This is a genomic window from Paenibacillus sp. JT22N12, from assembly GCF_056269365.1.
In genome coordinates, this window is record NZ_JBWDNU010000001.1 from 358,354 (window position 1) to 385,137 (window position 26,784).

Annotated in this window: 26 protein-coding genes; 6 read left to right on the forward strand and 20 right to left on the reverse strand. The window is 49.4% G+C overall.

Annotated elements, in window-relative coordinates:
- Positions 1–27: 27 nt before the first annotated feature.
- From AC0YOA_RS01450 to AC0YOA_RS01465, 4 genes are all read right to left on the reverse strand, one after another.
- Positions 28–906 carry an ABC transporter permease gene (locus AC0YOA_RS01450; RefSeq protein WP_210045353.1) on the reverse strand — a complete coding sequence of 293 codons (879 nt, stop codon included), beginning with the start codon at positions 904–906 and terminating at the stop codon, positions 28–30.
- Positions 907–935: 29 nt separating this feature from the next.
- Entirely contained in the window at positions 936–1,739 is an 804-nt protein-coding gene (locus tag AC0YOA_RS01455) for an ABC transporter ATP-binding protein (RefSeq protein ID WP_475766570.1), read from the reverse strand.
- A 108-nt stretch (positions 1,740–1,847) separates the two neighbouring features.
- Positions 1,848–2,195: a Na-translocating system protein MpsC family protein gene (locus tag AC0YOA_RS01460; RefSeq protein WP_210045354.1), complete on the reverse strand. Its 348-nt coding sequence runs from the start codon at positions 2,193–2,195 to the stop codon at positions 1,848–1,850.
- A gap of 383 nt (positions 2,196–2,578) precedes the next feature.
- The gene (locus tag AC0YOA_RS01465) at positions 2,579–3,478 is read right to left on the reverse strand and encodes an SDR family oxidoreductase (RefSeq protein WP_475785090.1); all 900 of its coding nucleotides are present in this window, start codon (positions 3,476–3,478) and stop codon (positions 2,579–2,581) included.
- Between the two features lie 165 nt (positions 3,479–3,643).
- Between AC0YOA_RS01465 and AC0YOA_RS01470 the strand changes: the two genes are divergently transcribed.
- Positions 3,644–3,973 carry a winged helix-turn-helix transcriptional regulator gene (locus AC0YOA_RS01470; protein ID WP_475785091.1) on the forward strand — a complete coding sequence of 110 codons (330 nt, stop codon included), beginning with the start codon at positions 3,644–3,646 and terminating at the stop codon, positions 3,971–3,973.
- A gap of 47 nt (positions 3,974–4,020) precedes the next feature.
- On the opposite strand, the gene AC0YOA_RS01475 is transcribed toward AC0YOA_RS01470, so the two are convergent.
- From AC0YOA_RS01475 to AC0YOA_RS01545, 15 genes are all read right to left on the reverse strand, one after another.
- Positions 4,021–4,386, reverse strand: coding sequence for a hypothetical protein (locus tag AC0YOA_RS01475; protein WP_475785092.1), 366 nt, complete (start codon positions 4,384–4,386; stop codon positions 4,021–4,023).
- Between the two features lie 86 nt (positions 4,387–4,472).
- On the reverse strand, positions 4,473–5,381 hold the full coding sequence (locus AC0YOA_RS01480; protein ID WP_475785093.1) for a pyridoxamine 5'-phosphate oxidase family protein: 909 nt from the start codon (positions 5,379–5,381) through the stop codon (positions 4,473–4,475).
- A gap of 255 nt (positions 5,382–5,636) precedes the next feature.
- Positions 5,637–6,257 carry a CGNR zinc finger domain-containing protein gene (locus AC0YOA_RS01485; RefSeq protein WP_475785094.1) on the reverse strand — a complete coding sequence of 207 codons (621 nt, stop codon included), beginning with the start codon at positions 6,255–6,257 and terminating at the stop codon, positions 5,637–5,639.
- Between the two features lie 341 nt (positions 6,258–6,598).
- Positions 6,599–7,579 (reverse strand): aldo/keto reductase, encoded by a 981-nt coding sequence (locus AC0YOA_RS01490; protein WP_475785095.1) that lies wholly within the window; start codon positions 7,577–7,579, stop codon positions 6,599–6,601.
- An 84-nt stretch (positions 7,580–7,663) separates the two neighbouring features.
- On the reverse strand, positions 7,664–8,164 hold the full coding sequence (locus AC0YOA_RS01495; RefSeq protein WP_475785096.1) for an isochorismatase family protein: 501 nt from the start codon (positions 8,162–8,164) through the stop codon (positions 7,664–7,666).
- A 160-nt stretch (positions 8,165–8,324) separates the two neighbouring features.
- Positions 8,325–9,302, reverse strand: a complete 978-nt coding sequence (locus AC0YOA_RS01500) for an N-acetylglucosamine kinase (protein WP_475785097.1) — start codon at positions 9,300–9,302, stop codon at positions 8,325–8,327.
- An 18-nt stretch (positions 9,303–9,320) separates the two neighbouring features.
- A complete protein-coding gene (locus tag AC0YOA_RS01505; RefSeq protein WP_475785098.1) occupies positions 9,321–10,484 on the reverse strand; it encodes an MFS transporter in 1,164 nt (387 codons plus the stop codon).
- Between the two features lie 48 nt (positions 10,485–10,532).
- Entirely contained in the window at positions 10,533–12,143 is a 1,611-nt protein-coding gene (locus AC0YOA_RS01510) for a gamma-glutamyltransferase family protein (RefSeq protein WP_475785099.1), read from the reverse strand.
- A complete protein-coding gene (locus AC0YOA_RS01515; protein WP_475785100.1) occupies positions 12,144–13,274 on the reverse strand; it encodes a Gfo/Idh/MocA family oxidoreductase in 1,131 nt (376 codons plus the stop codon).
- A 12-nt stretch (positions 13,275–13,286) separates the two neighbouring features.
- Positions 13,287–14,090 carry a sugar phosphate isomerase/epimerase family protein gene (locus AC0YOA_RS01520; protein WP_475785101.1) on the reverse strand — a complete coding sequence of 268 codons (804 nt, stop codon included), beginning with the start codon at positions 14,088–14,090 and terminating at the stop codon, positions 13,287–13,289.
- A gap of 143 nt (positions 14,091–14,233) precedes the next feature.
- A complete protein-coding gene (locus AC0YOA_RS01525; protein ID WP_210045366.1) occupies positions 14,234–15,646 on the reverse strand; it encodes an ABC transporter substrate-binding protein in 1,413 nt (470 codons plus the stop codon).
- A gap of 87 nt (positions 15,647–15,733) precedes the next feature.
- Positions 15,734–16,609, reverse strand: coding sequence for a carbohydrate ABC transporter permease (locus AC0YOA_RS01530; RefSeq protein WP_475785779.1), 876 nt, complete (start codon positions 16,607–16,609; stop codon positions 15,734–15,736).
- Positions 16,610–16,616: 7 nt separating this feature from the next.
- Positions 16,617–17,522 carry a carbohydrate ABC transporter permease gene (locus AC0YOA_RS01535; RefSeq protein WP_210045367.1) on the reverse strand — a complete coding sequence of 302 codons (906 nt, stop codon included), beginning with the start codon at positions 17,520–17,522 and terminating at the stop codon, positions 16,617–16,619.
- A 58-nt stretch (positions 17,523–17,580) separates the two neighbouring features.
- The gene (locus AC0YOA_RS01540; RefSeq protein WP_475785102.1) at positions 17,581–17,787 is read right to left on the reverse strand and encodes a hypothetical protein; all 207 of its coding nucleotides are present in this window, start codon (positions 17,785–17,787) and stop codon (positions 17,581–17,583) included.
- A gap of 149 nt (positions 17,788–17,936) precedes the next feature.
- Entirely contained in the window at positions 17,937–19,223 is a 1,287-nt protein-coding gene (locus tag AC0YOA_RS01545) for a 6-phospho-beta-glucosidase (RefSeq protein ID WP_475785780.1), read from the reverse strand.
- Positions 19,224–19,634: 411 nt separating this feature from the next.
- Here AC0YOA_RS01545 and AC0YOA_RS01550 point away from each other — a divergent pair, with 411 nt between their 5' ends.
- Positions 19,635–20,372 carry a GntR family transcriptional regulator gene (locus AC0YOA_RS01550; protein ID WP_475785103.1) on the forward strand — a complete coding sequence of 246 codons (738 nt, stop codon included), beginning with the start codon at positions 19,635–19,637 and terminating at the stop codon, positions 20,370–20,372.
- 67 nt (positions 20,373–20,439) lie between these two features.
- Here AC0YOA_RS01550 and AC0YOA_RS01555 read toward each other — a convergent pair whose 3' ends face one another.
- Positions 20,440–21,600, reverse strand: a complete 1,161-nt coding sequence (locus AC0YOA_RS01555) for a polysaccharide deacetylase family protein (RefSeq protein ID WP_475785104.1) — start codon at positions 21,598–21,600, stop codon at positions 20,440–20,442.
- Positions 21,601–21,862: 262 nt separating this feature from the next.
- On the opposite strand from AC0YOA_RS01555, the gene AC0YOA_RS01560 reads away from it, so the two are divergent.
- The 4 genes from AC0YOA_RS01560 to AC0YOA_RS01575 are packed head-to-tail and all read left to right on the forward strand — an operon-like array spanning position 21,863 to position 26,744.
- Positions 21,863–23,359, forward strand: coding sequence for a spore germination protein (locus AC0YOA_RS01560; RefSeq protein WP_475785105.1), 1,497 nt, complete (start codon positions 21,863–21,865; stop codon positions 23,357–23,359).
- Positions 23,356–24,510, forward strand: a complete 1,155-nt coding sequence (locus tag AC0YOA_RS01565; protein ID WP_475785106.1) for a Ger(x)C family spore germination protein — start codon at positions 23,356–23,358, stop codon at positions 24,508–24,510. The genes AC0YOA_RS01560 and AC0YOA_RS01565 overlap by 4 nt, the downstream gene beginning before the upstream one ends.
- 39 nt (positions 24,511–24,549) lie before the next feature.
- Positions 24,550–25,650, forward strand: a complete 1,101-nt coding sequence (locus AC0YOA_RS01570) for a GerAB/ArcD/ProY family transporter (RefSeq protein ID WP_475785107.1) — start codon at positions 24,550–24,552, stop codon at positions 25,648–25,650.
- Positions 25,593–26,744, forward strand: a complete 1,152-nt coding sequence (locus tag AC0YOA_RS01575) for a GerAB/ArcD/ProY family transporter (protein WP_475785108.1) — start codon at positions 25,593–25,595, stop codon at positions 26,742–26,744. Before AC0YOA_RS01570 ends, AC0YOA_RS01575 begins: the two co-directional genes overlap by 58 nt.
- Positions 26,745–26,784 lie beyond the last annotated feature (40 nt).

Consider the following 26,784-nt stretch of genomic DNA (forward strand, 5'->3'; position numbering starts at 1 on the left):
TTGAGCAAACAACCGTTTCGGCTGGAGCTACTGCTTGATGAAGCCCTTGGACAGCCACTTCTCCAGGGCAACGACGCCCCAGTACATGACCATGGACAGGATGGAGAGCACAACGACGCCGACCCAGACGAGATCAATATCGAGAATGGTCCCGGCATACATGATCATCCGCCCAACCCCTTGACTGGAAGCAATGAACTCGCCGACGATAGCGCCGGCCAGAGCAAGCGCGATATTGATGCGCAGGCTGCTGATAATCCATGGCATCGACCACGGGACGACAACCTTTGTGAACACCTGCCTCCGCTTGGCACCCAGCGAATACATCAGCTTCTCCATATCGGGATCGACGCTCTTGACGCCGCTGTGGGCGGAAAGCGCCGAGACGATGACAGTCAGGGCGAAGGCCAGCGCTACCTTGGAGAAGAAGCCGATGCCGAGCAGAATAACGATGATGGGAGCGAGCGCCAGCTTCGGCATGGCGTTCAGAATAATCAGGAACGGCTCGCTGATCAGCGCATATTGTTTCGACCACCAGAACGATAAACCGATCGCAGCGCCGATGGCTGTACCGGCGACGAAGCCGATAATGGTGGAGCCCGAAGTATACAGCATGTCCGACAGCAAATGATTTTGCGTTGCCTGGATCCAGGCAGTCTGGGCGATTGTTACAGGACTGCTCCAATAGTAGGAATCCAGCCAGCCAATCCGCGTAAACCCTTCCCAAACCACCAGCACCAGCAGGGTGATTAATAACCGGCCCATCATGACAAAACGCTGGCTTCTTCTTTCCTGCAGCTCCTCATCCTGAATGACCGGCGCCTCAGCCCGATGCGCCTCTTTCTTATGAAGCAGGTTTTCAATCACAGCCGACTTCAGAAACGTTGCCTCGCTCTCGATTTTCATAAGTGCAGTCCCTTCCCTCTATCGTTTATTTAAGAGATCATTTCTGCCGCCTGCGCTGTCTGCTGCTCTTCTGCGAGCAAACCCATCAGATGATTTTTCAGCTCCATGAACGCGGGCGAGGTAAGATCCTCCTGCTTGCGCGGCCGCTCCATGTTGACCGTCACCTTTGTCTTGATCCTGCCCGGCCTTGCGGTGAACACGTAGATTTCATCCGAAAGATAGATCGCCTCGTCGATATCGTGAGTGACGAACAGCACCGTTTTGCCGAAATCGCCCCACAGCTGCAGCAGCCAGTTCTGCATCGTTATCCGGGTCTGAGCGTCCAGCGCCCCGAAAGGCTCGTCCAGCAAAATAATATCCCGGTCGTACAGCAGCGTCCGCAGCAGTGCGGCTCTCTGCTTCATGCCTCCGGAAAGCTCCTTCGGATAATGCCTGTCGAAGCCCTTCAGCCCATACCGCTCCATCAGGGGAAGCGCCCGCTCCACCGCCTGTTTCCGGGGGACGCCGCGAATTTCCATGCCGAGAATAATATTGTCCAGTATCGTGCGCCAAGGCAGCAGCATATCCTTCTGGAGCATATAACCGACATGCCCGGTTTTCCCGATAATATTGGTGCCGCCAGCCAGTACTTGACCTGTCGACGGGGGAACCAGCCCGGCAATAATGTTGAACAGCGTCGATTTCCCGCAGCCGCTGGGTCCGATGATGCTGACAAAGCGCCCTTCTTCAATCGACAGGCTCGTTTCCTGCATGGCCATGATGTCTTTCCCGTTTTTCCGGAAAATTTTACTCACACCGTTGATCTCGATCATTTGTCCCGCCGCATTCTCCATACCAAATTCCCTCCCGCGATAGAATAAAAAAACCGCCAGCTCCGGGAAGACACAGATGTGCCTATGCTTTCCCAGGAACTGACGATTTTGTCGGCTCTCCTTGCGGAGCTACAACGCATCATTCAGATAACTTTCCACGTCTCGATCCAGGATGACGATCGTACCGGAGTATTCGGTCTCGATATCGTAATCCTTCAGAATCGCAACGATATTAAATTGAAATGCCTGTTCAAATTCCCTCTTGATTTCAGCCTTGAAATGCTCGGATAACAGCATGTCCAACCTTCTGGTGGACGCGATGTCCTTCCCGTCCAGGAGCTTTAATACCGGTACGCGATGATTGATAGACAGAATCAATATCTTGTTGCCGACAAAATCAACCTTCTGACGGCTGACGCCGGCGTTGAACATCCCCATGTTAATCTCATTGTACAGCTTGAGAATGCTTTGTTTCATACTGCCTGCTGTCCAACCCAATTCATCACACCCTAGGATTGTTATATTTTCTAACATATTATTGGGTGTTTTGCTTTGTTGAGTTTTATTATATCGGAAAATATCTGACTGTCAACGATTTTATGTAATATTAAATAACATATAATAATAGATATATAGATTACGGTCTTAAATACGACGTATATCTGACAATAATATAGGAAGAACCGGCTATCGCCTTCCTCTTGCGGCACAGCGAGTATCCTCACCTCTGAAATATAAGCTATGTAAGGGAGATTCTATATTTTCAAAAAAAAAGCATGGACGTTCCTGTCTCTCGACAAGGGACGTCCAACCTTTTTCAATCGACTAAATGACATATTCGTAAGGCTTGCAGGCTTTGCTTAAGTTTCCGTAATTACGCCGCCATTGACGTGAAGCACCTGTCCCGTAACAAAGGAAGAATCGTCGGATGCCAGATAAATGTAGGCGGGCGCAAGCTCGAATGGCTGCCCTGCGCGTTTCATCGGCGTTTCAAGTCCGAAGGTTTTAACATATTCAGCCGAATAGCTCGATACGATTAGCGGTGTCCAGATCGGTCCCGGAGCTACGGCATTGACCCGGATTCCCCTGCTGACCAATTGGAGCGACAGCGAACGGGTAAAGGATACGATCGCGCCCTTGGTAGAAGAATAATCGACAAGCAAAGGGGCGCCTGCATACGCGGTAACGGATGCCGTAGATACAATCGCGCTTCCAGGCTTCAGATAAGGCAGCGCAGCCTTCGTCATGTAGAAATGCGGAAAAATATTGGTCCGGTATGTGTCCTCAAGCTGTTCATTGGAAATATTAGCTATGCTCTCCTGCGGGAACTGGACGCCCTGGTTCAAGATAAGAATGTCAAGCTTGCCGTAGCATTCAATCGTCCGTTTCACCACATCCCCGGAAAAACCGGGCTGGCGCAAATCTCCTTCAATCAGCAGGCATCGGCCGCCATAATACTCTACCATCCGCTTGGTCGCTTCGGCGTCCTCGCGCTCGTACAGATAGACGATCGCCATGTCCGCTCCTTCTTTGGCGAAGCCGATGGCAACTGCGCGGCCGATTCCGCTGTCGCCCCCGGTGATGATGGCTACTTTCCCCTCCAGCTTGCAGCTTCCCTTGTAATGGGGATTGTCGGATATAGGAATCGGGTTCATTAAATACTCTAAACCAGGCTGCACGTCCTGATGCTGGGGCGGAAATGTGATCGGCACCTGCTGGCATTTTGTCTGATAACCGTAATAGGGGTACATGGGAATCACAGCGAAACCTCCAATTGCTTTTCTAGTCAAAACCAGAGTATTCGCCCAGTTCCTGATTGGTACCTGTCACGGTGCAATTATGGGGTGGATTAACCTATCACTGCATGTTATGATTTACTTAATAATTTAATATTACTATATTATTGAAAGTGAGATGACAGAACTGTGAGCACGACTGAGGAGGACAACCAATGCATTGCTTCCATATCCGAGGTTTTACAGCTTCTAGCAGGCAAGTGGCCTTTTTTAGTTATCACCGAGCTTCTGAGAGAGCCTCAACGGTTTAATCAACTACGCAGAAATTTGGGGAAAATCAGCACGAAGGGATTGACTGACACCTTACGCAATCTTGAGCAACACCGAATGCTCACCCGCAGTGTTTTTCTGACTGTACCGCTGACTGTGGAGTACTCATTGACGGATAAAGGGAAGGCCTTTACCGGTGTTTTTATGGAAATCAACCGCTGGAAAAATGAATGGGATCCTGTCATATAGAGGAGAAGCCGGCTTTGCCTGGGCAAAACCGGCCAGATGGCTGAATTTTAGAGAATAACCGGGATAAAACCTTCTTTAATATATTGGGCAAAAGGAAGATGGCCTCCGCTTGCCTCACTGCCTGCCAGTGGTACACCCGCCTGCTGCATTTCTTCTGCAACTTCAAAAAATCCTGAGCAGGCAGTGCAGCCGCCTTTAATAATACCGGTTTTGAGAGCCTGTTTGTACAGAGGGTTCAACTCGTGATCCGGTTTGGCAAATTCAGTTGGCCAATACGTTCCAGCTCCGTCAAAATAGAGCTCCGCTTCAATGCCCGCTTCATGCAGTTCGATGCCGTACAACAAGCCATGCAGCGCTCTGGCCATATCCTGCTTACCTGCTTGAACAATGATTATATATTTATTTGTACTCATGTAAAATTCCTCCTAAATAGTAGTTGATACAAAATAAAACCTGCTTAAATCCGCGATTGCTTATACACACCACCACCTTAAATCTTTTATAAAGTTGGATTATACGGAGAAGCTTCGCCGTTAATCCACCCCAGTCTTGAGCCATTATTCAGTTGAAGCACCTCATCGATACGAAAACGCACCAATCTGCTTGCTCCCGGGAATTCTGCTATTTCTTCCTCATCCCATATCACTTCAGCTTGTCCGGCCAGATGCAGGGAATGGCCGTTGTCATAATCGATAAATAATAACCCTGTAGCTGAATTCGTAACAATATTGCCGAGTGTATTGAACATAGAGTTCCCGAAATAGTCAGGTATCACCAATTCCGACTCGCTCGCCACCTGAACGAATCCCGGATTTCCGCCCCTATGTGAAGCATCAGCCTCGTAAGCCGAGTTTAAGCTCCCAATGTAGAAGGTGTCAGCGGATTCAATCCACCCTTGGTGTTCTTTGCTCAATATGCGGCTGCGATGCTCCGATACCAGGCTGCGATGCTTATCTCCGTCTTCACGTAAATTTCTTTTGCGAATATATTTCGGGCAGTTCCCGTAGACCTGTTTGGTGTTTAATTTCAATCCATTTTCATCAAAGGAATCGACTTCTCCGTTAATCCGAAGACGTATTCGTCTGTTTGCGTCCATGATCAACAATCCCAATGGCCGATTCAGGCTGATGGATTGAAAATTGACATCTTTCAAATAGGACGGTGCATGGATTTGGACGGTTTTCTCGTCAGACGCTTCAATAAATCCCTCGTCTCCCGTCAAAAACGAAATCCATACTTTTCCGTTTGTATCTCCATAAGCAACCACAACAAACATTTGCTTATTTAAAAATGCAGCCGCACCTTTTGAAAGATGCGAACTGATCATTTTACTGTTTTGAGCAGCTATCACCGATTCCTCTGCCATTTCTTGAACCATTAACTCTCCCGCATGAAAATTTTCCGACATTCTGATCACCCCTTACGACGAATTACTGTATAAGTCGGTTAGTTTCTCTTAACATACCCAATAAAGCTGATCATCTTATCTTAATTTGATATGGCGGGGCCTGGTTGCTTTCGATTGGTTATTTAACCGTCATAACTCAATTAAGAGCATTATATAATAATTTATTTAACCTGTAAACATTATTTTTGATGGTTAATTATTTACTGTTTGCCCATGAAAAAAAAGAGCCTTAGAAGATATCTTCTAAGACCCTTTTCACAAGCTTCCTTTATTCCGTTGCCGTTCAAGATAAGCTGTCACCTTCATCCTGTTCCCACAGGTTTTCTGACTGCACCATCTGCGTGTACTGTTCTTGCTGTTGTCATAGAAGTAAAGGACACATTCCGGATTCTCACACTTTTTGACCAATGATAAATTGTAATGACTTAAAAAATCTACAGCCGTTTCGGCGATAGGAGCAATAATATCGAGCGGCCTTTGCATAGTTGTATGCTGTAAAGTGCCAAAACCTTTATCTGTCTTTATTATTTTCTTTGTAATTACCCGGTCTATAAGAAAGCTGTTCACATTTTCAATGCACTCACCGCAAGCCTCTTCTTGATTCAACCCGTTCTGGACAAGGGTGAGCAGACTGCTTCGCAACCTTCGGGCTTCATGCACAACATGAAGTCTTTCATCCATATTACTCCATCCCGGTACGTTATGATCAGCCTCTTCTTGGCCCAGCATATTTGCTTGATTTAACCAATCGAGTAGATCCGCAAACGATTCAAGCAGATCATATGGTTTTCCATTGTGGACTATCTTCGTATTTATAAAATCCAGAATCGGATGATTTCCAATAAAATTAAAGGATGGTGCGATTATTTTTGGCATCTTATGCATCGCTCCTTGAATACGTTCTGCACGAAAGGATTATGGTTTCTAGATTGTCTTCCGTTATCCATATGGTACTCGTTATGTTATACCCAGGTCAATCAAACGATACCCCTTGCAGAAAAAGCAAACTATTAAAGCCCTTCGCATAAGAAGAAACGGCTGAAGTTCTTTTGGCGGCAGAGTCAGTTGCTTCCTCAATAAATATCATATAAGTAGAGACCAGTTTTATCCTTTCTGATATTTGAACAAACAACACCCGCCCGGCCCATGCCGAACGGGTGCCATTTCAAAAATTTAATCGTGCTGCCTCTGACAACGGAGCTCGGCTTGGCATAACCTTACCAGGCGTAAGCTTTGGGGGCTTCGCCGCCGGGACCAGGGAAAATTTCGTCCAGCCGCTTCAATGTTTCTTCGCTCAGAACGATATCGACGACGCGAAGCGCTCCTTCAAGCTGCTCCATCGTGCGCGGTCCGATGATCGGCGCCGTCATGGCAGGATGAGCCAGCGTCCAGGCAAGTGAGATGTTGGCTTCGGACTCGCCAAGCTCTTTGGCAAGTCCAGCGAAGGCTTCAAGCTGCGCCCGGTGCTTGTTCACCCGGGTCTGATCGCTGGCGCGTCTTGAGCCTGCCACGGGATTTAAAGCATTGCCGCTCAGGATGCCGCCATCCAGCGGACTCCAGGCAATGACGCCGATGCCGTATTCCAATGCCGCAGGCAGCAGCTCCAATTCGGGCTGACGCGTAAGCAGGCTGTATTTATGCTGTTCGGACACGAGTCCGAGCAGGCCTTTCGATTTGGCTTCGTACTGAGCCTTGACCAGATCGCGTCCTGCGAAATTGCTGGAGCCGACATAACCGATCTTGCCTTGGTACTGGGCGATGCGGAAGCCTTCCCACAGCTCGTCCCAGGAAACATCGCGATCGACGTGGTGCATCTGATAGAGTTCGATATGATCCGTTTGCAGCCGGAGAAGCGAGCCTTCCAGATGACGGCGCAGCTTATAAGCCGACAGGCCGGGTCCGCTGTTCGGACCGTCATTCTTGTCGCTCATGTCCCCGTAGAATTTGGTCGCAAGCACGACCTTCTCCCGCCTGCCCCCGCCTTGCGCGAACCAGCGGCCGATAATCTCTTCCGTACGGCCGGCATTTTCTCCCCAACCGTAAATATTAGCTGTATCGAAGAAGTTAATCCCCGCATCAAGCGCTGCATCCATAATGCGGAACGCGTCCTTCTCTTCGGTGTCGACGCCGAAATTCATCGTACCCAGACAAAGCTTGCTGACGTTTAGTCCGGATTTTCCCAGCTTGGTGTATTTCATTGACTTCTCCTCCTCTATGATTGCATTCTTGATTATTGTAAACGAGTTAATGATAGATTTGCCAGCTTGATTGCCTATCCGTTTTTAAACCAGTTCACTCAACATGAATTTAATCGCCGGATAGGAGACGACATGACGGTCCCGGTAAGTCGAGCTGACAGCCTCGTTGTTTGCGCTTATAATTCCCCGCTGCAATATGCCGGCCTGAAACCCGCGTTCCAATGCGCCATTCGTCGTGAAGGTCACACAATATTCCGCAGAAAAACCGGCAACAACAATAAATCCAACTCCTTGATCACGAAGCACCTGCTCCAGATCCGTCTTCCAGAACCCGTTGGAGTACAGCTTTTCTACCCGTATATCCTTTGGACCCACGACGATCTCCGGCACAATTTCTCTTGCCTCCGGATCCGTGTCCTCATCCGCACCATCCATATCCTGAATATGGATGACCGTCTGCTCTTTATCCCGCATCATGTTGGACACATAATTGATATACTCGCTCGCTCCTCTTATCTTTGCTTTCTCCACATAGCCGTTCAGATAAACATTTTGCATATCCACGATCAATAATCCGATCTTCATTCCTGCAGCTCCCTTCAGATTCTCCGGCAACTCCTATTGTATTCGAGACAGGCATTTGTTTATCCTTTTTGGCGCATCCATAAAGATTGGATATCTTTAACACACAGCAGGACTGCCGGGTGACCCGGCAGTCCTGAGCTTTCGTTCCGATTGCTTAGGGCTATTGATAGCTGCCATATTCTTCGAAACGTTTTATAATCGAATCCGTTACCGGTACTCCCAACTGATCCATGGCCAACAATACGGAGCCGAATACGGGCGCCATTTTCGGAATGATGAATTCAAAATGCTCGTTCTGCTGTGCGATCCTGTCTCTTAAAGCGGCCAGCAGATGCGGATTTCTTCCTTCCTGCACGACACTGCCAACCATGACGACCGGTATCGTTTCCCCGGGGAAGCCTCCCAACCGGCTGATCACGGAATTCGCGCCCCGGCCCAGCTCATCTCCCGCCCGGCGCAGCAGCCGGATGGCCAGCTCGTCTCCCTCATCCCCCGCTTCATGCAAAATCAGCGTCATGTCATGGGGAACTTCCGCAATGTCGTGATCAAGGAAGTGGTCGAATACCTGCCCCATGTCGGCAAAACCAAAATACTTCGCTACTTTATCGGGCAGAATCGACGGTTCCTCCCGCATTTCCCAGGAACGGACGGCGTGACTGAAGGTCTCTCTGGCCAGGTCCCCGCCTCCCGTCCGGTCGCCGAACAGATAACCGAAGCCGCCAGTCTGTACCATACGGCCCTCGCGATTCCTCCCTGCCGCATTGGTGCCGCTTCCACAAACCAGAACGATGCCGATGTTGTCCTTGGTACCCGCGCGCAGCCCCTCGTATGTATCGCAAACCACATCCCATTTCAAGAAAGGCAGGCTGGCGAGTCCGGGTCGCAGAATATCAAAATCCTTTTGCCGGTCGGCGCCTGCCAGCCCATACTGCACAAAAGCAATGTCCTCATAACGCAATCCGGCCTGTTCAAGCGCCATGTCGGCAGACTTTATGATATTGGCGAGCGCCGTGTCGATCCCCGGTACCTGATGATTCCCGCAGCCGGCCAGTCCGCGGGCGATCAGGCGGCCCTCAGCATCCGTTATAACCGTAAAAGTCTTGCTGTTTCCTCCGTCCACACCCATCATATATGCCATTGTTCGTCTCCCTTTCATCTAGGTATTGGAGCGGTCAGACAGCTGAAGTTCAGCAGCCCCGGGTTGCCGCATGCCGATGAATAAAACGGATGCCGCAGCACTTAGTATGAACAAAACCAGATACAGCGCCGGCGCTCCCCAAATCTCCACGATAACGCCGCCAGCGGCAATCCCGATGACGCCCCCCATCCCCGAGCTGACAGCCGCAAAGATCGTCTGAAACGTTGCTTTCGTATTTTTGCTGGCGTAGCTTTCCACGACCTCAACAAAGGTGCCCGCAGCGAACGCGAAGGAAATCCCGTCAAGCAGCTGGACGCCAAGCGTAAGGTAAACATGGTGGAATAAGAACAGAATCAGGCACCGGAGCGCAAAGATAAACGCAGCAAGCGCGAGCAGCCGGAATCTCCCGATCCTCCGGCTCAGCTTGGCGGCAGCCCAGAACATGGGGACTTCAATCAAGGCCGCTGCTGCAAACGCGCTGCCAAGAAGCGCTTTATCAAACCCCATTTCCTGAAAATACAGGGGCAGAAATGTGGAGCTGCTGGCCATGGACATGACCAGAATCAGACAGATGCCCAGATAGGCGATAAACGGCTTGTTCCCGATCACCTCTTTCGCCTGCTGGAGCAGCGTAATTTCAAGCGTAGAAGAGGTCCTGGACTTCGGGAATCCGAACAGCAGGGCGAAGACCAGGAGGCTGAACCCAAGATAATAGGCAAAAATGCTGCCGTAACCGTACTTGTCATACAGGAATCCCGTGCTGATTGTTCCAACCGAGTAGCTGAGCGCCCCCCACAGACGGATGCTGCCAAAGCTGAATCCGGCACGGCTGCCGATTTCTACTGCAATGGAATCGCTGAGCGGTCCTGTTGAGGAATGGAACCATGTGAAAAGCACGGATAAAGCGATAACGGCGCCGAATTCATTCACGTAATGAAAACCAAGACCGATAACCGGCGCCGCGATGACCGAAATCATGATTATTTTTCTTGGACTTCCGATGCGGTCATTAATCAGTCCCATGACAGGCTGTGCAATGACGCTCACCAACGCCCATAAGGACAGAATAAATCCGACCTCCGAGGTGCTGAACCCTTTTTCACTGAAATAAAGACTCGTATACGGCATGAATACGGACATGGAAAGGTACAGAAAAAAATAATAAGCCGCTAAAATACCCACAGTTGAAATCTCCCAGGTTGTATATAGGCCTTGCCCTGCATAAAACGGTTACCAGGCCGCGACTTCGCCATCCGCCCGCGGTTCCGTTCCGCCTGCCAGCACGCCGCTATCCGGATCTCTCCAGATAATCTGACCGCGGCCGAACATGCCGGAATCCAGCGCCCGCTGCACAATATGCCCTTTGCGGGCCAGCGCCTGGGCCAGATAATCCGGAAATTGCGGCTCCACCTCGATAATCTTGTCCCGTAGCCATCTCCATCTCGGGGCGTCCAGGGCAGCCTGGGGATTCAGACCGAAATCGATCGTATTGAGCAGAATTTGCACATGCGCCTGCGGCTGAATGGAGCCGCACATGACGCCGAAAGGTCCGACAGGAACACCGCCTTTGGTAAGAAAACCGGGAATAATCGTGTGAAAGGTTTTCTTGCCCGGCTCCAGAACATTCAGATGCCCGGGGTCCAAGGAGAAGCCTGTGCCCCGGTTTTGCATGCAAATCCCGGTTCCGGGGATAACAACGCCCGCTCCGAAATCGCCTGCGTGGCTCTGAATGAATGAGACCATATTTCCCTCCCCGTCAGCGGCAGCAAGGTACACCGTGCCGCCCTTCGGAGGCTCGCCCGGCTGAGGGGTGACAGCCTGATCCCCGATCAGTGCTCTTCTGCTATCGGCGTAGGAATCCGAAAGCAGCTCCTCGACGGAGACGTTCATTTTCCTGGGGTCGGTTATATATTTGAGTCCGTCGACAAATGCCAGTTTGACCGCTTCGATCTGCTTGTGATAGGTATCGGCCAGGTCCTTGGCGGCAAAGTCGAAGCCCTTCAGAATATTGAGCGCGAGCAGCGCCACCAGCCCCTGACCGTTGGGGGGGATTTCCCATACTTCATAGCCTTTGTAAGCGACATGAATGGGGTCTACCCACTCGGAATAAAATGCCGCCAAGTCCCCTTTTCGCAGGAAACCCCCATGCTCGCGGAAGTGCAGGTCGATCTTGTCTGCCAGCTCTCCCCTGTAGAACGATTCCGCCTTTGTTTCCGCGATGGACTGGAGCGTCCTGGCATGATCCGGGGAACGCCATATTTCCCCGGCGGCAGGGGCTCTGCCCTCCGGCGCGAAAGTATCCAGCCATGGATGATACAGCTCACTGTTCAGGCCGCTGATGTTCCGGAAACCGTCCGCCCAATATTTCGCGATGGTCGGCGATACGGGGAAGCCATGCTCCGCATAGTCGATGGCCGGCTGCAGCACCTCCGTCAGGGGAAGGCGGCCAAAGCGCTCGGACAATGCGGCCCAGGCTCCGGGAGTGCCGGGCACCGTCACCGGGACCATCCCGTACGCGGGAATCCGCTCCAGCCCTTCCGCCTTCACCTTCTCCACACTTATCGAGGCAGGCGACGGCCCGCTTGAATTCAGTCCGTGCAGCTTTCCTTCCGTCCATACAATGGCAAATGTATCGCCTCCGATGCTGTTGGAATTCGGTTCCACTACCGTCAAGCAGGCAGCCGCTGCGATTGCCGCATCGATGGCATTCCCGCCCTTCTTGAGGATGTCGAGCCCTGCTTGGGCAGCGAGGGGCTGGGAAGTCGCAACCATGCCTTTGCTGCCATAGGTTGTCATGCGTTGGGATGGATAAGGATTAAACAAGGATTCGAATTTCATCATCTAGATCTCCTTCTCTGCAGTCAAATACGAGAGCTCTGCCACTTCATCTGCGGCGACTTCCCGGTCCAGACGGCTGGACAAATATATGCCCTCGCTGATGAGCATGGTCTTCAGCGCAATTTCGGCGGTTGGCAACAGTCCTACTCTACCCTGCAGCGCCGCGACCCAATGCTTGGAGGAAGAATCGTATGCGTCCTCATCCGGATTCAGCCGGTGCCTGCGCTCGCTCATAGCATTGAGGTCCAGTGTACTGTCGAAATCCATATCACAGACCGTCGTGTGATAGCTGAAGGCTGACTTGGGGTGAATATCCGAATAAGCCGGCAGCCGGATGCCGCCCTGCGAACCGGATATGCTGCTGCCTTCGAACCCGTCCAGATGAAGAGACCAGGCTTCGATAATATCCATGGAGACCCCGCCAGCAAAACGGACGAATCCCATGCCTGACTCTTCTACGTCAAAGCCGCTTTCTGCCCTGCGCTTGGGGTCCATGTCCATCTCCTGATACAGCTTTCCGGAAATCCGTGCGACCTCCGGCATGCCAAGCAGGTACAACAACTGCGCGATATGGTATACGCCCATATCCAGGAGAGCGCCGCCGTTTGCAAACTCCTTGCGCGTAAACATCCTGGAGCCATAACCGTCAACAAAAGGACGCCCGCGCCGCCGGAAACCGGTAGACCGGGCATGGTAGAGCTTGCCGAGCTTGCCGGCGTCAATCAGCGTTTTGGCCGCCTTCGTCTCGTTCCGGTATAGCGTACCCAGCTGGATATGCAGCATTTTTCCGCATTCCTGCGCCATTTCCACCATCGTCAGGCCATCCCGGTAAGTTCCGGCGATGGGCTTCTCGCAGTACACATGCTTCCCTGCCTGCAGGGCGGCGATTGTCGCTTCCGCGTGGAGGTTATTGTGCAAACACACATCCACAGCGGTCAGATCGTCGCGCGCCAGCATCTGCCTGTAATCAGAATATACGCTGGAAATCTGGTATTGTTCTGCGGTTTTGCGGGCTTCCTGCTCATTAATATCGCACACGGCGGCAATTTCAACGCCTTCAATGGCGGAATATTGCTGAATATGATGCTTTCCTATCAAACCGACGCCGATAATTCCAATTCTGACTGGTTCCATAGCCGCTTCCTCTCAGGCCTCAGCCATTTGATAAAATTTCCGTCTTATCGATGACAGCAGCCACTCGATTTCCGCATACTGGTTTTCCTTGGCATTGTATTCAACGGCCCAGTGCCCATCGTAGCCCGCCTGCTCCAAGGCCCGAATCGAGACTTCGATATCACCCGAAGCTACGGTTTTCGCATCGATATGCGTATGCACCACCCATGGTGCCACTATGGCATCGCCGTCGGCAAATTCGGGCTTCCAGCGTTTCAAATGCAGCAGGATGCCAAAGTTCGGGCGGTCCACTGCCTCGGCAATCCGTTTGAGCAGATGCGGGTTCAAGGCCGCGCCCATATGATTCTCCGGGCCGACCGTATATCCATGCTCTGCCGCACGGTCGCAATATTCACGATAACGAGTCACGATATAGTCGAATTCCCGCTCGGTTATTTCCTCTGTCCGATTATTGCAAATATCGATCCGGACGGTTTTGGCTCCCAGAATTTCGGAAGCGCGCAGGTGAAGCAGCGCGTTTTGATACAGCCGCTCGCGCAGGTCCGTGTCCTGATCGATGAGATGCACACCGTCAAGGGCGATATTCGCAACGATTAACCCTTTCTCGTCGATCGCCTCGCGGATCTTGCGGATTTCCTCTTCTTCGGGCAGAATAAGCAGACCGCTATCGTCCTGCGCCGCGAAAAATCCATTCCACAAATCGACGGCATCCAGACGGTACCGGTATTTAACCGATTCGAGGTAGCCGAAAATATCCATTTTCCCCGCCCGCATCGTATTAAAAAAAGAATAAGCCCCAATTGAAAGCTTCAACAAAATGCCCACTCTCCTTATCCAAGCTGATTTTATGACCAGGAGGACGACAGTCGAGCCCTCCCGGCTTTTGTATCACAATAGCCTTAATTTAAAAATCCGGTGATTAACCTGCGCAGCCAGCCTTTCTTATTTTACCGTGCTTTTTACTTGCCGGCCTTCTGTTTGATTTCATCCAGCAGCTTTTGGAACTTAGGATTCATCTTCTCCAGCACACCAGCCGGATCCTCTTCCTTATTGAAAATCGGCTGCTGCTCGTTCAGCATGAAGGAGGTAATATCTCCGTATCCGGCAATGAGATGGTTCGGCGATTCTTTGCCCTTCTCGATTGCTGCCGTATTGACTTCCTCCAGGTATTGGATATCGGTCAAATCGCTGTACTGCTTGAACCATTCTTCATAAGCCACGCTGTCAGCCGGCGGATAGCCGGTTTCCTTGGTCATTTCCAGCTGCATTTCGGGACTGGTCATGAATTGAACCAGCTTCCATGCCGCATCCGGATTCTTCGATTTGGAGGAAATCATAAGCGGATCCGCATAGATGAATGGCGTCGATGTTCCGGCAGGTCCGGTTGGAAGCGGAAGCACGCCGAACTTCGTGTTTGTCTCTTTGAAGCCGCCCATCGCCCAGCTGCCGACCAGTGACATAGCTACCTTGCCAGTGAGGATCGGATCGCCGATTTTGCTGATGGAGTCCAGAACGGCTCCTGTCGGCATGATTTTGTCTTTAAAAATAAGATCCTGGAAAAATTTCGTGGAGTCTACGATTTTGGGATCGGTCAAGTCGGCTTTGTCTACAAATCCGGTCGCATAGCCGCTGTCAAAAACATCAAGTCCCCAGTCCCAGCTGTAGGTCAGTAAATGCTCGCCCATGCCGTACGTGAAGCCGTATATGGCGCTTGGCTTGCCGTAATCCTTGCTCACCGACTTCGCCAATTCGGTTAATTTCTCCCAGGTCCATGCAGCATCTCCCGGCTTGTAGTTCTCTACCGTAACGCCGGCTTTCTCGAATATAGCCTTATTGTAGAAGATCATGCTGGAGTAAACATTAAGCGGAATTCCCATTTGTTTGTCGCCGACTTTGTAGATATCGAGCGTGGCTTGCGAAATGTTGGGATTATTGAACTGCGACATATAAGGAGTAAGATCGAGCACCATGTCGCGGACATTATAATCGACGAAACCGCTTTGCCCCCAATGGCTCCACACATCCGGCGGAGTTCCGCCCGCAACCATGGTGTTCATTTTGGAATCGAACTGCTCATAAGGTACGCTGATAATTTCCAGTGTGATGTTTGGATTCGCTTCTTCGAACTTCTTCTTAATGACGTCCGGCAGAAACTTGTCGCGGATCCCGTTGTCCTGGGCATTAAGCAGGGTGATGGTGACCTTCTCGCCGCTGCCTGCATTATTGCCGCCGCTATTGCCAGCCGGTTCATTCGTTCCGGCGGTTTCGGGGCTGTTGCCCGCATTATTGTCCGTGCTCGAGCTGCAGCCGCTAAGAGCCAATACGACCAAAATACACGAAACGATTGTAACGCCTAACCACTTTCTCACCATGTGTAACCCTCCCATAATATTGTAGATGTGAACAGCTGTCATGAACCGCTAACCTCGGCCGGAATCAACTCCCTTCAGGACGGTCCCCTATTTCAACCCGGAGACAACAATCCCTTTCACGAAGTATTTCTGCGCCAGGAAGAAGATGATAATCGGAGGCAGAACAGCCATCAGGGCAGCGGCCATCAGCAAATGCCAGGGTACGATGTTGTACATGCTGGTAAAGGAAGATAATGCGATGGAAACGGTGTATTTGGAATCTGTATTGAGATAGATCAACGGGCCCAGATAATCATTCCAGCGCCACATGAAACCGAAGATTGCGGCGCTTGCCAATGCTGGACTGCATAGCGGCAGTGCGATATTCCAGAAGGTCCGCAGCTCGCTGCAGCCATCGAGTCTTGCCGCTTCGAACAAATCTACGGGAACCGAATTGAAGAATTGCCGCAGCAGGAAGATGATATAGGCTGAACCGAGAAAAGCAGGAACATTCAGGGGCAGATAGCTGTCGATCCAACCCAGGTTTTTAAACAGGACGAATTGCGGAATCATCGTTACGGGGTATGGGATCATCATGGTGGCCAATAAAATCAGGAACATGGCATTGCGGCCGTATCCGCGGTATCGCGAGAATCCGTAAGCCACAATAGCGGAAGAAAAGACTTCTCCGAATGTTCCGACAATAGCGTACATACCGGTATTGTAAAAATATTGGCCGAACGGTCTGGCATTGAACGCATCAATGAAGTTATGCCATACCATCGGACTTGGAATCCACTTGGGCGGGAACAAGAAGACATCCTGCTGCGTTTTGAGCGCGGTGCTGAGCATGATATAAAGCGGCATGATCATCAAAGCTGATAGAATAATCAGAATACTGAAGGCAAAAATTTTAACGGCCCGCTCTCCTGAGGCAATGGAGCTGCTTCGGGAGGCTGTTTGCTGTTTAACCTGGGTAGGCACGGACAATTTATTCCCCTCCTTCGTAATGAACCCAACGTTTGGATACCTTCATCATCAGCCAGGTCAGAATCCCCACGACGATGAACAGCACCCATGCCATCGCCGAAGCGTAGCCGAGGTTGAACGATCTGAAGGTTTGTTGGTATAAATAGTACACATAAAAGTACGAGGCATAGTTCGGTCCGCCCTTGGTCATGACATCCGCCTGGACAAACACCTGGAAGGATCCGATAATTCCTGTAATCAGAAGGAACAGCGTGACTGGGGAAATCATCGGAATTGTAATATGCAGCATTTGTTTGAAGCGGGATGCCCCGTCGATCTGGGACGCTTCGTACAGATTGGCAGGAACGCTCTTGAGGCCGGCAAGATAGATCACCACATTATTGCCCAGTGTCCATAGCGACATCATGATCAGGGAAGGAATGACCCAATTCTCGTCCGCCAGCCATTGGGGACCGACCGAGCCGGTTATTTTGTAGTACAGCACGTTAACGACTCCAAAATCAGGGTCCAGCAGCCAGACCCATAACAAGGAAAGCACTACGCCGGAGACAACCGACGGGAGATAAATAATGGTGCTGAATATGCGCTGACCCGGGATACGGACGTTCAAGAGCATGGCCAGCAGCAGAGAAACCGCAAGACCTACCGGAACGCCTACCAGGGTGTAATACAAGGTGACCCCTGAGGATTTCCAGAACAGTTCATTGTGAAACAGATTGGTGTAGTTTTGCAAGCCGATGAAGACGGGATCGTGGGCGATATCGTAGCGTGTAAAACTATAGTAGCCGGATAACAGAATCGGTCCGCCTGTGAAGAGTATGAGTCCGATGATCCAAGGAGAAATGAAGAGGTAGAAGTATTTCGTTTCACGAAAGTCCGCTTTTTGCCGTAGACGCTTGCCCGTCATATGGGGTCTCCTTCCCTTAAATCGTTAGTAACCTTGCGAAAGGTATAACTCTGCCAGCTCAGAAGAAACGGCTTCGCCGTTTTTTGGCGGCAAAGTTGGTTTCTTCCTCAAAAATATCAGAAAAGGTGGAGCCAAATGGTATACGTTCTGATATTTGTACGAAAGGGAATTGCCTCAAAACAATCGATGCAGCTGTAAAATTGACAGCGTTTACAATCCACTTTTGCAATTTCCGCATGCCCGGCTCAGCATTGCTTGCGGGCAACCCCCCACCTCCTGTTTGATCCGGTTAGCAAGCATATACGAAAATGGCTGAAAACCTTTTTTTCATTATATATGTTACTACCTTTTATGTAAATACAAAAATCATAGTGATGATTCTATATGATTGAAAACTTGTTACTTCAAGAGTTTTTATTTGAATTGGGGAAGGTACTCTCTGTTCGACTCGATGATCTCATCCAGCAATTGCTTGGCCAGCTTCGCGCTTCCAACCAGCGGATGCAGCGTCAACGCCTGCAGACCAGCCAAATAGTCCCCCTCCGCTGCCGCTTTCACGGTAAGCTCCTCATAAGCTTTCACCATTTGCAGCAGGCCCCTGATCTGCGGCGGGATCGGCGTGTCGATTTGAACCGGATGCGCTCCCTGGGAATCGATGACACAGTTGATCTCAACGGATACATCCTCCGGCAGAAAAGGCAGAATGCCGTTGTTGCGTACATTCACCGTCTGGATATCCTTCGTATCGTTGTAGATCGACTTGATCAGATTGACGGCAGCTTCTGAGTAGTAGGCGCCTCCACGCTGCTGCAGCTGAGGGGGCTTGATTGTGAGCGCAGGATCTTTATACAATTCGAACAGCTCGGCTTCAACCCGTTTCACATCGTCAGCGCGGGTTGTCCCTTTGTCCAGAAACGCCTTGTTCATATCTTCAAATACGAGGTCTTTCATATAATAATAACGATGATAGCTGCATGGCAGTGCTCCGACGGATTGCAGGAACTCCGCATCCCACCCGAAATCGGGGATATTCTTCATCGTAAGCCCGCTCGCTCCGGCCGCTTTATTCAATACATCGGCGGTGATGTCGACACCATCCACCACGATGCGCGTCGTCCAGTTCAAATGATTGATGCCGACCATTTCAATGCTGACTTTGGACACATCCACATCGCATAGCCTGGCAATTTGCATCTTGGTGCCGATCGGAAGATTGCATAGACCCATCGTGCGGATCCTGGAATATTTCAGTACAGCCTCCGTGACAATACCGGCCGGATTCGTAAAATTGATCATATAGGCGTCCGGAGCCAGCTCCTCCATGTCCTTGGCGATATCCAGAATGACCGGAATCGTACGGAGCGCTTTGGCAAAGCCGCCTGCTCCCGTTGTTTCCTGGCCGATCAATCCGTACTTTAATGGAATCTTCTCATCCCTGGAGCGTGCGTCCAGCATGCCGATGCGCATCTGGGAGGTGACGAAGTCAGCGCCTTCAATCGCTTCCCGGCGGTCAAATGTAGTATGAAGATTAATCGGCACCCCCGCTTTCTCAATCATTCTTCTGGCCAGATTGCCGACCGTCTCCAGCTTGTTCCGCCCTGCCTCAATATCGACCAGATATAAATCCCGGACCGGGAGAACGTCCTGATTATTGATGAAGCCTTCGATCAGCTCCGGTGTATAAGACGATCCGCCACCCATAACCGCCACTTTTAACCGATCTTTTTCTTTTCTCACAATTGTGCAACCTCCATGTAGGGAATTGGTATAATGCCGACGGACATTTAAATAGAGTCAATCATGACTCACACTCCTTTACAGCAGCATGTCATTGTTTTATTTGTTACTACATTTATAAACGAATTATAAATTCATAATAACAAATAGTCAATACAAAATATTCTGAATATTGAAAAGCCAAGATGTTTGAATCGCAGGGAAAGCAGGCGAAAATACAGACATAGGGATCATATTTGTCCGGAATATTGTCTGCGAAGAAGCGAAGGCACAAATTGTTACCTTTCGAAGTTCGGGGAAATATGTTATTATGATTACGTTTTCAGCCTGATTTGTTTAAATTCATTGCCTAAAGGTCATATGAGGAGCATCGATATGTCAACAAACAAGAACGTTTCGTTATATGTAGTCGTGAAACAAAAACTGCGGGAAGCCATTAAAGAAGGACAGTATCAACCGGGGGAACAGCTGCCGACAGAGGATGAATTGTGCAAAATGTACAATGTCAGCCGGACGACGATTCGCCAGGCGCTTCAGCAGCTGGAATTGGAAGGCCGCATCAATAAAATACAAGGCAAGGGGACTTTTATTTCCACTGCCAAATCGGGGATCGTTCATCATATGATCGCTCCGATCGTCAGCTTCTCCGATCACATGCAGGAGCTTGGCCGCCGTTCGGAAACAAGGGTTCTGGAAGCATCGGTTGTCCCGGCCGGACCACCGTTCCAGCAGCATCTCGAAATTCCGGAGCTGTCCCCCGTCACAAAGCTGGTGCGGCTGCGCTTGGCGGATGATCAGCCGGTCGCTTACGAAACCTCTTATCTGCCCTGGTCCCTGGCTCCAGGGCTCTCGAACGAGAAGCAGATCGGTTCGTTATTCAAGCTTCTGCAGGAAAAATACGGGCACCGGATAGACCGTTCCCTCGACACGCTGAAGCCGGTCATCGCGGACGATGATGTGGCGCGGCTGCTCGATATTGATCCCGGGTCCCCCTCCATTCACATTCAAACCGTTTCCTATCTGCAGGATAATACGCCTATCGAATACAGCGAAAGCATTTTCCGCACCAATGTGTCCCACTTTATCATCGAACGAAGGTACGACCAAATGTGAGAAGGACCAAGCTAAGACTGTCCTCTGTCAGAAAAGAAGGAGCCTCAAGGGCTCCCGATTGTCAAGATTATACAGGCCGTACAGGGCAATGCCCTGTCCCGGCGAGATATCGAATGCCAAGAAGCGGCGCAGCTTGATTATCCTGGACCAGCTCCGCTTCCCACCCCAGCTGTCTGCACATTTCACTCATCCTGCGGATATCTCTTCCCGCTTCGATTCGCGTACAGCCCAGCCGCATCGAGGCTTGCGCTGCCCAGCGAAGCAGATACACCAGCGTATCAGCCTGTGTTTCCTTGGCTGCGTAATCCATCAGGACAAGCGTATCCCCGTCAACCCCTGCCCGAACGTAACCCCAGCAGCTATCCGAGAAATGCCTTACGGACAGCAGCTCGCGGTTCTCAATGACAGCCCCGCTGCTCAGAGGCGTACTTAGATGCTCATACCAGTCCCGCTCGCTGGTATACGAGGATGTAAATTGAGGCACTCGCCAGTCCGCTGATTCATAGGCCAACCGTCGGAGATCTTCCTCCCTGGAAGCCGGCTCCCAATGATCTGCGGGAACGTCTATTTCAGCCGGAACGTCAATGACTATTTTCCACGCCCGGAACGATTCCTTTATTCCCAGCGAACTCAGCAGCTCCGGGATGCCGACGGGAGTGAGCCTCTTTTCGTACGCTTTGCGAATTAATGCTTTAAGTGCGGCCGGAGTGCCGAGAGCGATGTCGTTGCTGTGCTGAACGACGATTGCCCCGTTTTGCAAACGCGGCTCGATCCGCTCCATGATTTGCTCGGCGGAGATGCCCGCCCAATCCCCCGAATCTTCCCCTTCCACATCCGTATAACCCCACTCTGCGAGCCAGGCAAGATTCTCCGGCGTGAACGAACAATAGGGAAAACGCATGAATGCCGGACACGGCTGCCCGGTAACATCCTGATAGGCAAGCTCTGTCAGCTTCAGCTCCTCGAAGAACACGTCCCTCGGGAGCTGGGCCATGCGCCGATGATGGTAGGAATGAGGCGCAAGAACGTGGCCCCGGGCAATAATTGCCCGGGCTTCCCCGGGATGGCGGTCAATCCATTCTCCAGTGAAGAAAAATGTTCCAATCGCCCCTCCCTGCTCCAGAATGTCCAACCACAGTTCAACGGGATAGCGGTGCGGCCCATCGTCGAATGTAAATGCGCATAAGCTCTGGTCCAAATCCCCGTGCCAAATCACTTCGTTATTCATTTTCGACTCTCCTTGTCATGATGAATTTCATATCATACGTACAATTACTGAAAAATAACAGCAATGTTATAAAGTATTTCTACAGTGTGAAGCTGTTCACCTGTATGCTTCAATTATTTTTATCCGGGCTGAAAAGGAAGCTTTTGGTGGAATGGAGAATCCGAGGTAAATAAAGTATGCTTTTCATGAATTGGGGGATAGTATCTAGAAACACGCATCACGAAAGCGGGTAAAAACATGAGATGGTCGGGAGAGTCAGCTTATGAATAACAAACACAAAACCCATAACAACCGATCCTACGAGGATTCAGGTATAAATTTAAGCAACAATCTACTGGAAAATGAGCAGATTTTTAGAAATATATTTCTGAATTGTTCGGATGTTTGTTTCCGTGAAATTACGATTCACGGCCAAACCAGAGTTTTAATGATCTACGTAAACGGTATGATCGATGAAAATATGATTAGCTCAAACTTTCTCAGACCGTTAATGTACAGCGGGCTGCCTCAGGGTCTAGGGACAATCGATAGCATCGCCCAAATGTGTGAGCAAGAGCTCTCTTCCTTTATCAATACCGCGAAGCTTTCCAGCTTTGGAAAAATATCGGAACACATTTTAAAGGGATGCGTTGCTATATTGGCCGATGGAGAGAATACCGCCCTTGTGGCCGATGTCTCACAGTTTGATACCCGGGGCATAGATGCGCCTTCTGACGAGGAAACCCTTCGAGGATCCAGAGAAAGTTTTACGGAGCTCCTGCGGACGAATCTTACGCTCGTGCGCAGAATATTAGCAACACCAAAGCTGAAAATGGAATCCTTAAAAATCGGAGAACTTACGCAGACCGATGTAGTTGTTGCTTATATTGAAGGAACGGTTTCGGTGTCCGTACTGAATGAAGTTCGTAACCGAATACATAAAATCGAAATCGATGGAATACTTGAATCGGGGTATATCGAAGAAGCGATTGAAGATACTTCTTTTTCCCCTTTCCCCCAAATACTGACCAGTGAACGCCCTGACGTTGTTGCTGCCGGATTGCTGGAAGGAAAAGTGGTCATATTAACCAACGGAACCCCATTCGCACTAATAGTTCCAATGACGTTCTGGGATGGACTTACGGCGCCTGACGATTATTATGAACGTTTTTTGTTTGTATCATTGAATCGTTGGATTCGCTATATATTTGCTCTTAATTCCGTCTTTTTGCCTTCAATCTTTATTGCATTAACCAACTTTCACCCCGAGATGGTCCCTCCAAAGCTGATGATGAGCATATCGGCGCTGCGAGAACGGGCTCCGTTCCCGACAGTGATTGAAGTCTTTATAATGGAGTTTATGTTTGAAGGCTTAAGGGAAGCGGGAATACGCCTGCCCAAACAGATAGGTCCGCTGGTAAGCATTGTTGGGGCATTGGTCATTGGAGAAGCGGCTGTCCGTGCCGGCATCATTTCCGCGCCTATTGTCATTGTCGTATCGGCTGCAGGAATTTCATCGTTTGTAATTCCACGGTATCGATTTGGTTTTCCCCTGCGGATGCTGCGATTCCCGTTATTAATCCTCTCCGGATTATTTGGATTGTTCGGTACAGCGATCGGGATCATTGCGATTTTAATTCACCTGATTCAACTAAGTCCTTTCGGACTTCCTTATCTGACTCCGACAGCTCCGCTGATCATCAACCGTCTTAAGGACGTGTTTATGCGATGGCCCCGAAGGAGTAGTTCACAACCTAAAAGTGAGGCGGATCAGCCATGATGCGGATAGGTAAACTTTGTTTCGTATTGCTTCTTACTTTGTTAAGCGCAACCGGTTGCTGGAACCTCAAGGAACCGGATCAGATTTCATTCATAGTGGGTGCCGGGGTGGATTTCACAAAAAACGGTCAATTTGAATTAAGTTCCCAAATCGCGATACCAGCTGGTATTGGCGGCGGGCAAGATAGCGGCGGCGGCAATACGAAAAAAAGCTTCCGTGTAGTCAGCGCTACTGGAAAGAACATTATGGATGCGGGACAGAACATGCAGGCACAGCTCTCGAGAAGCCTATTTTACGGTCATCGCCAGACCATCCTCGTCGGACAACGAATGGCTGAGCATGGAGTAAGCAACTTCATCGACATGTTCGTTCGTAATCCTGAGTCGGAAATGCGCTCCATGATCGTTGTTGTGAAAAACGGTCAAGCGAAAGACGTTCTTTCTATTGAGCCGATTTTTGATCCGTTTAATGGTACAACGTTCGAGCGCAAACAAATCTCAATACGTTTGAGACCCTATTATTACCGGCATTTTCTGGCGGATGTTCTGAGTCAAGGAACGCAACCCCTGTTGCCGGCTGTTAGCGTAACTAACTCAAATCAGTATATTTATAGTGGATCCGCCATCTTGAACAAAGATAATGGTTTGAAATTGGCGGGGTTTCTGAATGCTAAAGAAGCTGGATTGGCCAATTGGATCACGAACAGACAAACCGGTTTTATTCTCACTTCTTCCTTCGACCAGGGAGATGGAAACATCAGCTTAAGCATGCAATCATTAAAGCGGCGTATCCGTGTGAAAATAATCGGTAAACGAATACAAATTGACGTCCGCCTCACTGGAAATGGAACGATTGTCGAAAACAATTCAACATTGGATCCATCCAAAAAAAAGGATCTCCGTCTCATAGAAAATGAATTCACTCAATCGACGCAGAAATCGGTACAACTGCTGGTTGAGCAGGTCCAGAAGAAGTATAAGACCGATATTTTCGGGTTTGGTGAAAGTATGCACCGACAACACCCTCGTCAGTGGAAAACCATGAAGCAATCCTGGAAAGATACCTTTCCCCAACTTGATGTTTCAGTTCAGGTAAAGCTTAAAATCAAGGATCCGGGACAAACCAGTTCATCTATGAAGGGACTGCTCTAATCCTGGTTGGATATGTTTTAGTCAAGGGGGGTGAAGCTTATGAAGCTGTCAGGATCGCAAATTATCTGGATTATTGCAACGACTGAAATCGTCGCGATGATCGGTTTAAGAATTTCGCCTGCGATCGAAATATCGAAACAAGATGCTTGGCTGTCGATGCTGGTCGGGGGAGTCATAAGCGTAGCCTTAACCTTTCTTGTTGTTCATCTGAGCCTTCTCCACCCCAATCAAACATTGTTCCAATTTAGCCAAGCTCTGTTGGGCAAATGGTTGGGGAAATTGATTGTCCTTCCGTATCTCATTGCCTGGTGGGTGGTGTCCGCTTTTTTACTGCGATCATTTGCAGACTTTATACATCTTCTTTTTCTTGACGTAACACCTTTGTGGATAATCATGCTGCTCTTAATCGTTTTAATGACGTATTTAACCTATTCCTCAGGCATTAAGGGAATCGGCCGATTTTGTGAAATCATGGGACCCATTACGATTTTCACGCTGATTGTCAGTTTCCTTTTGAATGCAACCAACGTGGAATGGAATCATTTACTTCCTTTCTACTCTGATTCTGGGTGGGTGAACATATTAAAGGGATCGCTTGCCCCTGCTTATTGGTTCCCGGGTCCGTTCATCTTATTGGTTATCGTCTCTTTTATGAAGAACTCTCAAAAAGCGCTTTCAAGAACCTTGATAGGCGTTGGTATAACCGTTTTCATGGTTTTTACTGCCACGCTGATGGTTTTGTTGGTTTTTGGACCGAATTTGTCGGCCAAAATGAGATTTTCTTACTTTTTGTTTGTAAGAGCCATTGATATCCTGGATTTCATACAAAGCCTCGATGTATTCGTCATTTTTATTTTCATTTTCGGAGTATCTGCCCAATTATCATTATATTTTTTTGTAGTCAATTATGAAATGTCACATTGGTTTAATGGGGCAAATTGGCGGAAAATCATTTGGTTCTCCGCGCCAGCGTTTTTTATTCTGGCCATTTTGATTCCGGACGAGGCGGCAATTACATCATTCGACATCTATTGGTCATCTGTTGTCTTCCCCGCTTGCGGTATCGGAATCCCTATCTTATTATGGATTATTTCGGTCATCAAACAGAAATCGGTGAAGGGGTGTGGTGGAGACGTATGAAGCTTATGAAGCTGTCAGGATCGCAAATTTTTTGGATCGTAGCAACGGTTGAAGTCGTTATTGCGGTCATGCTGCGAATTTCGCCTTCGATCGAAGTATCGAATCAAGATGCATGGCTTTCGATATTGGTCGCTGGCGTTTTAGGCGTAGGCTTAACCTTTCTTTTCGTACATCTGAGCCTTCTCCATCCCAATCAAACCCTGACCGAATTCAGTCAAGCTCTGCTGGGCAAATGGTTCGGGCGACTCATTGTTCTTCCGTATTTCATTACCTGGTACTTGCTGTCTGCTGATGTACTGCGTTTATTCACAGATTTTATTCATCTCACGCTTCTCGATAATACACCCGTGTGGCTGATTATGACATTCATGATCATTTTAATGACATATTTGACTTATTCCGGGGGCATTACGGGAATCGGCCGATTTTGTGAAATAGCTGGCCCCATCACGTTTTTAACGTTAATTCTCAGCTTTTTTTTAAACGCGGGCAATGTGGAATGGAATCATGTATTCCCTGTCTATTCCGATTCCGGATGGAAAAACATAATAAAAGGATCGTTTGCTCCTGCTTCTTTTTTCGCAGAATCGCTCATGTTAATGGTTATCCTTGCTTTTACGCATAACCCCAAAAAAGCGTTTTCTCATTCCATTCTGGGCGTAGCCATCACCGCACTTATGGTTTTTATCTCTACAATCATGGTACTGTTGGTTTTTGGACCGAATGTAGCAGCCAAACTAAGGTTTCCATATTTCATGCTTGTAAGATCCATCAATATTTTAGACTTCATCCAAAATGTCGATTTATTCGTCATTTTTATCTGGATTTTCGGAGTATTTGTGAAGTTATCCTTATATTTGTTTATTACCAGCTATGAAATTGCCCACTGGTTCAATGTGAAGGATTGGCGTAAATTCATCTGGTTCGGCGCGCCGGCGATTTTTATTATAGCTGTTGTTTTATTCCCGAATGAAACGAAAGTGACCTTCTTCCAGAAATATTGGGAATTCGGGGTAATCCCAGTTTGCGGTATCGGAATTCCCCTCTTGTTATGGATCATAACGGTCATCAAAAGAAAATCGGTGAAAATATAACTCCCGCTGCGCCGGCTGTGTTTCTTTCGTTTCATCGCAT